Source organism: Micromonospora sp. ABR4_055, assembly GCF_056160425.1.
In genome coordinates, this window is record NZ_JBSWXD010000045.1 from 13,364 (window position 1) to 26,122 (window position 12,759).

Consider the following 12,759-nt stretch of genomic DNA (forward strand, 5'->3'; position numbering starts at 1 on the left):
CGCCGACCTACGCTGTTTATCCCTGCGACATCAATCTGAATGACTCGCCAGACGCAGATGACTACATCAGTCGATACCATTGGTCAATGAAGTGGCGACTGCTGATCGTCGCAGTTCTGATCCTGGTGGTCGGTGTCGAGGGCGTCCTGGCATGGCTGTTCCTGCGCATCGGTCTCGGGCAGAGTGATCAGGTAGCGTCCGTGCTGAGCCTGCTGTTGGCGGTCATCACCGCCACGGCGACCGTGACCGGGGCACTGCGCCAACGGGACCGGGGCACGAACCTGGCCACCACCCCGGTCCCCGCGCAACTCGAGGCGGCCACGCGGTACTTCACCGGCCGGGCCGCCGAGGTCGCGCGGCTCGCCGGGCAGCTACGTCGATCCACCACGGCGCCCACCGTGGTACTGATCTCCGGGACCGCAGGAGTGGGTAAGACCGCGCTGGCCATGCACTGGGCTCATCGGAGCCGCGTGCATTTCCCCCACGGACAACTGCACGTGAACCTGCAGGGTTACCACCCCGATCAGGCCGTACCGCCACGCGACGCCCTGGCAGTCTTCCTCTCCGGTCTCGGTGTCGCCGGCCCGTCGATTCCGGAGGGTCTCGACGAACGCACCGCGCTGTACCGCAGTCTGGTCGCCGGCCGTCGGATACTCGTCGTGCTCGACAACGCGGCCTCGGCGGACCAGGTCCGTCCGCTGCTTCCCGGCACCGGGCCGTCCATGGTCCTGATCACCAGCCGGGACACTCTCGCCGGCCTGTCGGCCACCACCGACGTCACCCGGATCAGTCTGTCCCGGATGCCGGACACGGACTCACTGGCCCTGCTGAGCAAACTGGTCGGCACGCGAGCCGAGGCCGAGCCGGCTGCTCTTCGCGCGGTGGCCGACGGCTGCTCCGGGCTCCCGCTCGCCCTGCGCATCGCCGCGCAGCGGCTGGCGGAGAATCCAGCCGAGCCCTTGGCACAGCTTGCGCAGGAACTCGTCGAGACTACGGCGATGACCGCACTGAGCCCTACCGGGGACTCGTACGGGGCGATCCGAACGGTCTTCTCCTGGTCGTACCGCAGGCTCCCGGGCGAGGCCGAGCGACGCGCGTTGCGGATGATCGGTGTGCATCCCGGGCCCGACTTCGACGCGTACGCGGTGGCGGCGCTGACGTCCACCACGCTGGGCGAGTCGCGGCGCCTGTTGACCGAGCTCGCACGGGCGAATCTGGTCGAGCCACGGGGCGACGGGCGCTTCGCCCTGCACGACCTGCTCCGCCAGTACGCACTGGACCTCGCCGGCCAGGAGAATTCGGTGGACGAGGCACGCCGCCGGCTGTTCGACCACTACCTCGCGAGCACCTCGGTCGCCATCGGCGTGTCATACCCGTCACTACGCACCGCGCTGCCTGCGGTTGCCTCGTCCGCCGCCGAGATCCCTGAACTGCTCGGACCCGAGACCGCCCGGGCCTGGCTTCAACGAGAGATACCGGTGCTGGTGCGCGTGGTCACCACCGCTGAACGCCACCTACCCCGGCACGCTGTCGACCTGGCCAGGACTCTCAGCCGACACCTGGACACCATCGGCATGCTGCCAACATCGACCGCCGTTCACGAGGCCGCGGTACGGGCCGCGACACGCCTCGACGATCCGGCGGCGTTCGGTGCCGCGTTGCACGACCTGGCGGCCGTCGAGCTTCGACGAAGTCGGTACGGCCCGACGCGTGAGTACGGGCAACGGGCGTTGGCCGCCGCGCGCAGGGCGAACGACAGCCGCGGCCAGGCGAGTGTGCTGCTGCTGCTCGGCCTGGCCGCCTTCTGGCAGGGCGAGCGGGCGCGGGCCATGGCGGGCTACCGTGAGGCACTCGACCTGGCAGTGGCGGCAGGTGACGAGCCGCTGCAGGGAAGGATCTGGTACGGCATCGGCACTGTCCTGCACGATCAGCAGAAGCGCGCTGCGGCAGCCGACGCCTACCGGAAGGCCCTCGATCTGGCCGTTCGACACCGCGACGAGCAGGCCGAGGCGGCAGCACACTCAGGGCTGGGCCGGGTCGCCGCGGTGGAGCGACAGGCCGATGAGGCGACCGGGCACCACACGCGTGCGATCGACATGCTGAGCTGGCTGGGAGACCGGACCATGCTTGTCGGTGCGTTCTGGGAGCATGCGGACTCCTTGCGGGACCTGGACCAGCTCGGGTCGGCTCGGGACCGGTACGAGCAGGCGCTCGATCTCGCTCAGGAGTTGGGGGATCCAGGCAGTTGCGCGTTGATTCTCAACGCCCTGGCGGAGACGCTCCTGCGACAGGGTCGGCGTCTGGCCGCGCGGCGGGCATACGAGCGGGCGGCAGTGGCGGCGGCCGGCTGCCCTGACGACATCGCGCTCGCCGAGGCCTACCACGGCCTGGCGGGAATCTGCGTGACGTGCCACCGTCGGACGGCAGCGTGGCGCTACGCCACCGAGGCTCGGAGACTCTACGCTCTGCACAATCACCCTGCGGCATCGACGCTCGACGACTTCATCCAGCAGCGCCTGCGACGAACTCGCGTCACGGGTCGGGCGTCCAGGGCCGAGTCGTCCTGACCGACTCGCCGCGCTCGGTCGACCCTGCTGAGACTCACCAGCCGGGTGCTGCGGCGGTCACCGCCGCCCCCGGCCCACCCCCGACTACCCCCGGCCCAGGTCGAGGAACGGGCGGCACCACCGGCCGAGCGTGCTGCCGGAGATGAATCAGGATGCACCTGCGGCCCGACGCCATCGGACACACCAGGATGACCGCCGCTGGTAACCGGCACCACACCGTGACGACCGTCAGTCAGAAAAGATCATTTATCGATGATTGGCTGTGGATATCTCCAGAACTAATGCCACAGCACCATTCGGCACAGTACCCGGTGCCGCCTCTTCGAACACAGTCGCGCTATGGAAGCATGCGGTTACTAATGATAGACTTTCGTGAATCTTCGGGATCTTGGATTATTGCTGCAATTTCCGCTCGACGACGGTTTTGACGACCACAAGAAGAGGCGGTAACCACGATTCAGCCTCAGGAAACGACGGGTCGACGACACCGCAGACGAACCGGAGTGACTACCGGAGGTAACAGCGTGCGTGTAGAGATACTGGGGCCCCTTCGCGTCGGCCACCAGGGGCAGCGGTTTCGCGTACCGGGACGCCGCAGTCAGGTGATCATGGCGATACTGGCGCTGGAGGCCAACCGTGTCGTAACGGTGGAACGGCTCATCGACGCGGTGTGGGAGGAGAGCCCACCGTCGACCGCACGCGGCCAGGTGCAGATCTGTCTGTCGACCCTGCGCCGGACCTTCGCCGGCCGCGACCTGGCCAGCCCTTTCGAGACCCACCGCTGCGGATATCTTCTCCGGGTCGGCGACGGTCAACTCGACGTCGACGTGTTCAACCGGCTCATCGCCGAGGCACGCTCCATCATGGCCCTCGGCAATCTGGCCGCAGCCGCCGAACGGCTGCGCGCGGCTCTGGCGCTGTGGAGCGGTCCCGCCCTGGCCGGCCTGCCGGGACGGGTCATCGCAGCAGGCCGTAAACGGCTCGAGGAGTCGCGAACCGCCGCGATCGAGGAGCGGATCCGACTCGATCTGGCCCTGGGCCGCCACGAGGAGGTGATCGGTGAGCTGATCTGGCTCATCGAACGCGGCCGGCTACGCGAGCGGCTGTACGCACTTCTGATGCTGGCGTTGTACCGCTCGGGCCGGCAGGCAGAGGCGCTGGACACTTACCACGCCGCGCGGACCGCGTTCATCGACATGCTCGGCATCGAACCGGGCGACGAGCTACGCCGGCTCGAACAGGGAATTCTCCGCGGCGATACCCAACTGGAGCTGTCCACACACCACGCCACTGGCTGGCGGGGGTACCGGCCGGCCGCACCGCGCCCCACGCCGTGCCAGTTGCCGTCCGACACGGCCGACTTCATCGGCCGCGAAGCCGAGATCGCCGCCGCCTGCAACGCCCTGGCCCCGGGCCGGGCCGACGGAAGGGCAGTGCCGGTGGTCTCCGTCACCGGCCGCGCCGGCATCGGCAAATCCGCCCTGGCCCTGCACGTGGCACACCGGATGCTCCCCGACTACCCGGACGGACAGCTCTACGCGTCGCTCGACGCGACGCAGGGCAGCACGGAGCAGGTGCTGCGCCGCTTCCTTCGGGCGCTCGGCGTCGACCGGGCCGACATACCAGTGGAGATCGACGAGCAGACCCACCTGTACCGGAGCCGACTCGCGGGTCAGCGGATCCTCGTCGTGCTCGACGGCGTCACCGACGAGTCGCAGGTCCAGCCACTGCTGCCCGGGAGCGGCACCTGTGGTGTGCTCGTCACCAGCCGGTCCGCCCTGGTTGGCCTGCCCGGCGCGCACCGTGTCCGGCCCCGGCCGCTCAGTCCCGCCGACGGGCTGCGGCTGCTCGGCAGGATCATCGGTCACCAGCGGGTGGACACCGAGGCGGACGCGGCGGACGCTCTCGTCACCTTCTGTGGCGGGCTGCCTCTCGCCCTGCGGATCGCCGGTGCCCGGCTGACCGCGCGGGAGCACTGGGGCATCGGCCAGCTCGTGGCGCGGATGCGCGACGACACGCGGTGGCTCGACGAGCTGGAGCACGGGCCGCTCAGTGTGCGGGCGAGCCTGGCGGGTAGCTACCGGGCCCTGCCCGACGGCACCCGACGGCTGCTGCGCCGGCTCGCGCTGCTGGACTGCGCCCAGCTCCCGGCCTGGGTCGCGGCGGCTCTGCTGGACGCCGAACCGACCATCGCCGAGGACCTGCTCGAACAGTTGACCGACGCGCAGCTGGTGGACGCGGAGCGCGTGCCGGGTGGTGGCCAACCGCTGTACCGGTTGCCGGCGCTGGTCCGCGTGTTCGCCGCGGAACGCGCCGAGGTCGAGGACACCGCGGTGGTACGGGAGCAGTCGCTGCGCCGGGTCTGGGCCACCTGCCTGTACCTGACCGGTACGGCGAGCCGACCGACGGACGGCGCCGGCGTGGTGCCCTCGCCGATGATGACCGACGCGGCGGTGGACCGGCTGCGTGCCGATCCGGTCAGCTGGCTGACCGCCGAACTGCCCACCCTGATGGCCGCGGTGCACCAGGCGGCCCGGCTCGGCTGGCAGGGTCCGGCCGGTGACGACGCCTCCGGTTCGCCGCGTACCGCCACCAGGTAGCCGCCGGACCCGGTATCCGGCGACTATCGATCGGACATCGACCGCTTTCGCTGAGATATCGGCCAGCCACCGGGTCCGCCGGGCGGGACAGCGAAGCGATATTCCATCGAAGTCGGCGACTGTTTCGCTGATCGCATGGCCCTCACCGTCTCCGTAGTCATCCCCAACTACAACTACGCCAGGACCCTCGACGCCTGCCTGCGCTCGGTGTACGGGCAGACGTACCCGCCGCACGAGGTCATCGTCGTCGACGACCACAGCACGGACGGCTCGCGGGATATCGCCGCGCGGTTCCCGTGCCGGACCGTCGTCCACCCCGACAACCGGGGCGTCTCCGCCGCCCGCAACACCGGAGCCGCCCTCGCCTCCGGCGACGTGCTGTTCTTCCTCGACTCCGACGAGGCGCTGGAGCCCGACGCCATCGCCAACGCGGTGGCGATCCTGCGCGACGATCCGGACGTCGGCTGCGTGCACGGGGTGATCGCACCGGAGCCGCTCGTCGACGACGGACCGGTCGAGTGGTACCGCACGCTGCACGCGTACTGGTGGCTACGGCGGCACGCCGGCCCGGTCCGGACCGCCTTCTTCGCCCAGGCGGCGATCCGCCGCTCGATATTCGACGAGGTCGGGCCGTTCGACGAGCAACTACGTGACTCCGAGGACCTGGAGTACAGCGACCGACTCGCCCCGCGTACCCGGATCGTGCTCAGCGAGCGCGTCGTCGCCCGGCACGACGAGGTCGCCCGGCTCGGTCCGCTGCTGGCCGAGCAGTTCCGCCGGTCCCAACTGCTCGCCCGGACCGTACTGGCCGCCCGCCGCAAGGGCCGCGCCAGCGTGACCGCGAACCGCCCCACCGGAATCCTCGCCGTGGCGGGGGCGCTGGGCATGCTCCCGATGGCCGTGATCCATTCGGCCTTCGCCCTCGGTTCGGCGCTGCTGGTCGCCGTCTTCGCGGTCTGCGACCTCGGGCTGCTGCGGTTCGTCGCCCACCACCGTGGTCGCCGTTTCCTGCCGTTCTTCCTCGGGGTGCACCTGCTGCTGCACGTCGCGCTGGTCGCCGGGGCGGCGCTGGGCTGCGTACGGCTGCTGCTCGGCACCCGGCCGACGCGCTGGCTCACCCCGGTGGTGCTGGTCGCCGCCGTGGTCGCGCTCGGCTTCACGGTACGCGCCGCTGGCACCGCACCACTGGTTGCGCTGAGTCGCCCGGCCGGCCTGCCGCTGCTGCTGGCGGCGACCGCCGCGAACCTGGCCGGGTTGCTGATCGGCATGGTGGCGTGGCGGGTCCTGGTCCCAGTCCGCGGCCTCCCGGCGGCCCGGATCTTCTTCCTCGGCCAACTCGGCAAGTACTTGCCCGGACGGGTCTGGGGCGTGGTCACCCACGTGGACCTGGGCCGGCAGGCCGGGGCACCTGCCGAACGCATGATCACCGCCTACCTGGTCAGTATCGGGCTCACCATCCTCGCCGGGGCCGGGGTGGGACTGCTCGCCGCGCCGGGGCCCTGGATCCTGCTGCCCCTCGTCGGATTCGTCGCCCTGCTGGTCCGCCCGGCGCTGCTCGACCGGCCCGTCGCCCTGGTCGCCCGGCTCGTCCGACGCCCGGTCACCCCGCTTCGGCCGGCGGCGGTCCGCGCCGCGCTGGCGCTGGCACTGCTGTCCTGGCTGGTCTCCGGCCTGCACCTGTGGGCGCTGGCGGTGGCGCTCGGCGCGCCGGCCGACCGTTCGGCAGCGGTCGCTGTCGGCGCGTTCGCACTGGCCACCGTGGCCGGCAGCCTGTCAATCGTCGCACCTGACGGCTGGGGGGTACGCGAGTTCGCGCTCGCCGCCGCTCTGGCCACCGTCCTGCCCTGGGGGGTGGCCGGCACGGTCGCCCTCGCCAGCCGGCTGATCTGCGTCGTCGTCGAGATCGGTACCTCCCTCGCCGTACTCGGCCTGGCCCGTTTCCTGCACCGAGGAGAGTCGCATGTCCACGCTGTTCACCCTTGACGACGCCGAACGGCTCGACGCCGGCGAGGTCCACGACCTGTACCGACGGCACGTGAACAAGTCCCAGGTGTCGCTGATGACCTCGTTCGGGTTCGGCCGAGAACTGGTCGACCGCGCCGAGGGCGCCTACCTCTACCAACGGGACGGCCGCCGAATCCTCGACGTCACCGGCGGGGTCGGCGTGCTCAACCACGGCCACAACCACCCGCGGATCCTGGCCGCCCGACGACGGTACACCGACCGGCACCGGATGGAGGTGCACAAGACCTACTTCTCCCCGTACCTGGCGGCGCTGTCCCACAACCTCGCCCAGGTGCTCCCCGGCGACCTGAACATGTCGTTCCTGCCGAACTCCGGCGCCGAGGCGGTGGAGGGTGCGGTCAAGCTCGCGTACAAGTACCACGACGGGCGCCGCGCGACGGTGCTGCGCGCCGACATCAGCTTCCACGGCAAGCTGCTGGGCTCGGGTGGCCTGACCGGGCAGAGCCAGTACGCCTTCCCCACCATCCCCGGTATCGACACCTTCACCTACGGCGATCTGGAGTCGGTGCGCGCCGCCGTCACCCGCCACCGGGGCGACGTCTACGCCATCCTCATCGAACCGTTCAGCGCGTCGACGATCCGCTGGTGCTCGGCCGAGTTCCTCTACGGCCTACGCGAACTCTGCACCGAGCAGGACATCGTCCTGGTCTTCGACGAGATCTACACCGGCTGGGGCAAGACCGGCAGCCTCTTCTACTTCATGCGCCACGAGGGGCTGATCCCCGACGTGCTGACCACGTCGAAGTCGTTCGGTGGCGGCAAGTCGTCGATCTCCGCGTTCGTGGCCCGGGAACCGCTGTACCGCAGGGCCTACGACAACCTCGGCGACGCGTTGCTGCAGAGCACCAGCACCACCTACTACGGCTTCGGCGAGGAATGCGCCACCGCGTTGGAAGCGGTCAACGTCGCGGTCGCCGACGACTACCCGGCCCTGGCCCGCGACCTGGAACGGGTCCTGCGTCCCGGCCTGGCGCGGATCGCCAAGCAGTACCCGGACATCGTCAGCCAGGTGGCCGGCGCCGGTGCGCTGTGGGGGGTCTTCATCGACGGCGGCCCACGGATCCTCGACCTCGTGGCCAAGCTGGCACCCGGCGGCATGGCCAAGGACCCACGATTCAGGACGAAGCTGGTCACCTGCGCCGTGATCAACGCGCTCTATCACGACCACGACGTGTTCGCCTACTACACCCTCAACGGGCGCAACCCGTTGATCATCGCGCCGAGTCTGGTGACCGTGCCCGCGGACGTCGAACGCGCCGTGGACAGCCTGGACCGCACTCTCGCCCATGGGCTCGGGCGGCTGGTCACCCGGTTCGTCCGGGAGAAGGTGAGCACGCTGTGGTGAGCCGGACGGTCGTCGTCACCGGAGCCGCCGGCATGCTCGGCTCCCACCTCGCCGCCCGGCTGCGCGCCGACGGCCACCACGTCCGCGGCATCGATCTGCGCCCCGGCGTCGACGTCGCGGTGACCGGCGACGTAAGGGATCCGGCCGCGATGTCCCGGGCGGTGGCGGGCGCCGACGCCGTCGTGCACTGCGCGTCGGCGCTGCCCAGCTACCCGGTCGCCGAGATCCGGTCGATCATCGTCGACGGCGCGCGGACCGTGCTGACGGCTGCGGTCCGGGCCGGGGTGGCCCGGGTGGTGCACATCTCGTCCACCGCCGTCTACGGCCTGCCCCGGACCGTACCCACGACGGAGGAACACCCCCGGGAGCCGGTCGACCCGTACAGCGCCGCGAAGTCCGCCGCGGAGGAGTACGCCGAACGGCTGCGCGCCGACGGCGCCTGCCTGCCGATCGTGCGGCCCAAGACGTTCCTCGGCCCCGGCCGGATGGGGCTGTTCTCCATGCTGTTCGAGTGGGCCGAGGAAGGCCGCAACTTCCCGGTGATCGGCCGTGGCGACGTGCGCATCCAGATGCTCGCCCTGTCCGACCTCGTCGACGCGGTGACCACCGTGCTGGACGCACCCGACCCGGTGGCCAACGACACGTACAACCTCGGCGCGGCCTCCTTCGGCACCCTGCGCGAGGACTTCCAGGCCGTGCTGGACGCCGCCGGGCACGGCGGACGGGTGGTGTCGGTGCCGAGCCGCCCGGCGCTCGCGCTGCTCGGCACGCTCGAACGGCTGCGGCTGTCCCCGGTGTACGGGCGCCTGCTGCACAAGCTCACCGCCGACTCGTTCGTCTGCATCGACAAGGCCCGGGACCGGCTCGGATTCACCCCCCGTATGTCCAACCAGGACGCCATCCTCGACACCTACGCCTGGTGGCGTGACCAGCGCAAGGAGCCCCGTGATGCTGCCCAGAACACCGGACGTACCAGCCGCGATCCCTGGAGACAGGGTGCTCTCGCCGCCGCCAAGGTCTTCTTCTGACCGAAGGTCTTCTTCCGACCGTCCGCGCCCCGGCCTCGCCCGCGACCTGATCGTCCTGCTGCGACCCGGACAGTGGCCGAAGAACCTGGTGGTGCTGTTCGCGCTGCTGGACCCCGCGTTGATGGACTGGCGGTCCGCCGGCCGGCTCGCCGTCGCGGTCGGCGCGTTCGTCCTCGCCGCCTCGACCGTCTACGTGCTCAACGACATCGCCGACCGCGAGCAGGACCGGGCCAGCCTGACCAAACGCCACCGCCCGATCGCGGCTGGACGGGTCACCCCCCGGACGGCGGCGCTGCTCGGGGTACTGCTGCTGGCCGCCCTCGCGGTGATCGTCGGCGACGCGCTGACCGCCTGGTGGCCGCTGCTGGTTTACCTGCCACTGAACCTCGCGTACAGCTTCGGCCTCAAGCACGTACCGCTGGTGGACCTGTTCGTCGTCGCCACCGGGTTCGTGCTGCGGCTGGTGCAGGGCTACACGACCGTCGGAGCGCGTCCGCCCGGCTGGCTCGTGCTGTGCGTGCTGTCGGTATGTCTGCTGCTCGTCCTCGGCAAACGCCGCCACGAACTGCTCGCCGACGAATCGGCCCACCGGCCGGCGCTGGCCGGCTACAACCAGCACCTGGTCGACGCGCTGCTGGTGCTGACCGCCGCCGCCACCCTCGTCACCTACCTGGCGTACGCCGCCACGGTCAGCGCCACCGGGCTGCTGACCGTCCCGTGCGCGCTGTTCGCCCTCTTCCGCTACCTGCAGGTCGTGTTCGTCGACTCGGGTGGCGGCAACCCCGTCTCGGTGCTGCTGCGCGACCGGGTGCTGCTGGTCAACGCCGCGCTGTGGCTGCTGCTGCTGGAAGGGAGTCAGTTGCATGGATGAGCCGAAGGTGTCGGTCGTCGTACCGATGTACAACGACAGCCGGACCATCGACCTGTGCCTGGCGTCGGTGTCGACCCAGACCTACCCGGCGCACGAGGTCATCGTGGTCGACGACGCCAGCACCGACGACAGCGCCGTACGTGCCGCCCGGCACGCCTGCACCCTCGTGCGGGCCGAGCGCAACGGTGGACCCGGCGCCACCCGCAACCTCGGTGTCCGGCACGCCAAGGGCGACATCGTCTTCTTCATCGACGCGGACATGGTCATGTGCCCGGACGCGATCGAGAACGCGGTCGCGCTGCTGTGCGGCCCACGAGGGTACGGCGCGGTCTTCGGCGTACCGGACAAGGTGCCGCTGTTCCCCGAGGGACCGGTCGGGCAGTACCGCATCCTCCAGTACCACTACTGGCGGGTCAGCGCGCAGGGCGAGGTCAGCGGCGGCTTCTACGCGCTCGGCGCGGTAACCCGCGCGGCGTTCGACGCCGCCGGCGGGTTCAACCCGGCGCTGCGGCAGACCGAGGAGATCGACCACGCGGAGCGGCTGTCCCAGCGGTACCCGATGCTGCTCACCGCCCGCGTCAGCGGTCGGCTCTCCGACGAGAGCCACCTGATACCCCTGCTGCGCAAGGCGATTCGCCGCGCCCGGCTGCGGGTGCCGTTCTATCTGCATCGCGGCCGGGCGATGCAGGGGATGGAGACCGGTGGCCGGGCCGCCGCCTCGGTGCTGGCACTGCTCACCATGCTCAGCCTGCCGGCGGCGGTGGTCCACCCGCCGGTGCTGGTCGGCACCGCGCTGCTGCTGGCCGCGTTCGTCGCCGTCGACGCCGGCCAGTACGCGTTCGTCCGCCACGAGCGGGGCTGGCCCTTCCTGGTCTTCTTCACCGCGGTGCACCTGCTGGTCAACGCCACCGTCGCCGGTGGACTCGCCGTCGGCGTCCTCACCTGGCTCACCAGCCGACAGTTCCGTCACATGTACGAAAGGACCACGCCGTGACGATCGATGACATCGCCGGGTCCCCCGCACCGGTGCCGCCGCTCACCGACCGGACCGCGCCTCGGTGGCAGCGCGTGGCCCGGGCCCTGCGGTGCTGGTACGGCTGGCTGCTGATCGCGGCGGCGGTGCTGTGGCTGGGCTACAACGTCGTGCGCCGGGCCGCCACCGGCAGATGGCACTGGTCGATCCTGCTCGACGCGGTGCCGCCGGTGTTCCTCATCGCCGTGCCACTGCTGCTGCTCGGACTCAGCGCCGCCGCGTGCGGTCCGCGTCGGCGGTGGGCCGCCGCCCTGGCCCTGGCCGGCCTGCTGCCCGGCATCGACCAGACCGGCGTCAACCTGCACGCGCTGCGGCCCGGCGACCGGCCCGTCCCGGCCAGCGCGGTGCACGTGGTGAGCTGGAACACCAACTACTGGGGCATGAGCAACGAGGATCCGCAGGCGCAGCTCAGATTCCTGAAACGGCTCGACGCCGACGTGTACCTGCTACAGGAGCATGTGATCTGGGTGCCGGGCACCGGCGAGGTCGGCTACCACCCGATCCGGGACGACGCCAGATTGCAGGCGGAGTTCCCCGGCTACCACATCGTGCACCGCAGCGAACTCGTCACCATCTCCCGGTTCCCGGTCGTGGCCACGCCGGTCTTCGGCCCGGCCACGCAGCTGTCTCCGGACGCACCGTTCAACCAGGTGTTCAGCCGGGACAAAGTGCTGCGCACCGACCTGCGCGTGGGGGACAGCACCGTTTCGGTCTACAACGTGCACGTCACCGTGCCCACCGCCATCGACCTGAGCATCCTGCGGCCCCAGGTCGACCCGGACGCGTACTTCCGCCGCAAGTTCGACTGGCGGCAGGCTGAGGTGCAGGGTCTCGTCGACGATCTGCAGGCCAACCCGAACCCGTCGATCATCTCCGGCGACTTCAACGCCACCTCGTCCATGGGGACGCTCGACCCGTTGCGGGCGGTGGCCGAGGACGCGACCACGGCGAGCCGTCACCTGCTGCCGATGAGCTGGCGGTTCAACGCCCCGATGACCTTCCAGTGGGACAGTCCCCTCGCCGGCCTGCCGCTGCCGTTCTGGCGGATCGACTGGACGTTCACCGCAGGTCCGGTCAGGGTGCACCGGTACGAACTGGCGTCTGCGGAGTACCTGTCCGACCATCGGCCGCAGCATCTGTGGTTCTCGGTGGGCTGACGCCTCGTGCCGGCTTCCTAGGGAAAGTAGATGTTGATCAGATCGATGGCGTCCCATACTCTGACGGGCGGTAGTCATCACGTAACCGCGAGCCAATGGCGACCACCGTCCTTGGGGGCACAGCTTGCCGCAC

At 70.4% G+C, this 12,759-nt stretch carries 8 protein-coding genes; all 8 read left to right on the plus strand.

What is annotated here, in order from left to right; translation table 11 throughout:
- Positions 1-86: 86 nt before the first annotated feature.
- The 8 genes from ACXAHD_RS13115 (at position 87) to ACXAHD_RS13150 (ending at position 12,626) form a co-directional block, all read left to right on the plus strand.
- Positions 87-2,567, plus strand: a complete 2,481-nt coding sequence (locus ACXAHD_RS13115; RefSeq protein WP_281555161.1) for an ATP-binding protein — start codon at positions 87-89, stop codon at positions 2,565-2,567.
- Positions 2,568-3,175: 608 nt separating this feature from the next.
- A complete protein-coding gene (locus ACXAHD_RS13120) occupies positions 3,176-5,167 on the plus strand; it encodes an AfsR/SARP family transcriptional regulator (RefSeq protein WP_475050819.1) in 1,992 nt (663 codons plus the stop codon).
- 135 nt (positions 5,168-5,302) lie between these two features.
- The gene (locus ACXAHD_RS13125) at positions 5,303-7,150 is read left to right on the plus strand and encodes a glycosyltransferase (protein WP_289213001.1); all 1,848 of its coding nucleotides are present in this window, start codon (positions 5,303-5,305) and stop codon (positions 7,148-7,150) included.
- 76 nt (positions 7,151-7,226) lie between these two features.
- Positions 7,227-8,537 carry an aspartate aminotransferase family protein gene (locus ACXAHD_RS13130; protein WP_281555599.1) on the plus strand — a complete coding sequence of 437 codons (1,311 nt, stop codon included), beginning with the start codon at positions 7,227-7,229 and terminating at the stop codon, positions 8,535-8,537.
- Positions 8,531-9,565: an NAD-dependent epimerase/dehydratase family protein gene (locus tag ACXAHD_RS13135; protein WP_281555165.1), complete on the plus strand. Its 1,035-nt coding sequence runs from the start codon at positions 8,531-8,533 to the stop codon at positions 9,563-9,565. The genes ACXAHD_RS13130 and ACXAHD_RS13135 overlap by 7 nt, the downstream gene beginning before the upstream one ends.
- A complete protein-coding gene (locus tag ACXAHD_RS13140; protein WP_475050821.1) occupies positions 9,534-10,436 on the plus strand; it encodes a UbiA prenyltransferase family protein in 903 nt (300 codons plus the stop codon). Before ACXAHD_RS13135 ends, ACXAHD_RS13140 begins: the two co-directional genes overlap by 32 nt.
- Entirely contained in the window at positions 10,429-11,430 is a 1,002-nt protein-coding gene (locus ACXAHD_RS13145) for a glycosyltransferase family 2 protein (RefSeq protein WP_475050823.1), read from the plus strand. Before ACXAHD_RS13140 ends, ACXAHD_RS13145 begins: the two co-directional genes overlap by 8 nt.
- Entirely contained in the window at positions 11,427-12,626 is a 1,200-nt protein-coding gene (locus tag ACXAHD_RS13150; protein WP_281555168.1) for an endonuclease/exonuclease/phosphatase family protein, read from the plus strand. The genes ACXAHD_RS13145 and ACXAHD_RS13150 overlap by 4 nt, the downstream gene beginning before the upstream one ends.
- Positions 12,627-12,759 lie beyond the last annotated feature (133 nt).

Bases quoted from the DNA above. Each gene is read 5' to 3' on its own strand.
- ACXAHD_RS13115 (WP_281555161.1), top strand. From the start codon at position 87: ATGAAGTGGCGACTGCTGATCGTCGCAGTTCTGATCCTGGTGGTCGGT.
- ACXAHD_RS13120 (WP_475050819.1), top strand. From the start codon at position 3,176: ATGGCGATACTGGCGCTGGAGGCCAACCGTGTCGTAACGGTGGAACGG.
- ACXAHD_RS13125 (WP_289213001.1), top strand. From the start codon at position 5,303: ATGGCCCTCACCGTCTCCGTAGTCATCCCCAACTACAACTACGCCAGG.
- ACXAHD_RS13130 (WP_281555599.1), top strand. From the start codon at position 7,227: ATGACCTCGTTCGGGTTCGGCCGAGAACTGGTCGACCGCGCCGAGGGC.
- ACXAHD_RS13145 (WP_475050823.1), top strand. From the start codon at position 10,429: ATGGATGAGCCGAAGGTGTCGGTCGTCGTACCGATGTACAACGACAGC.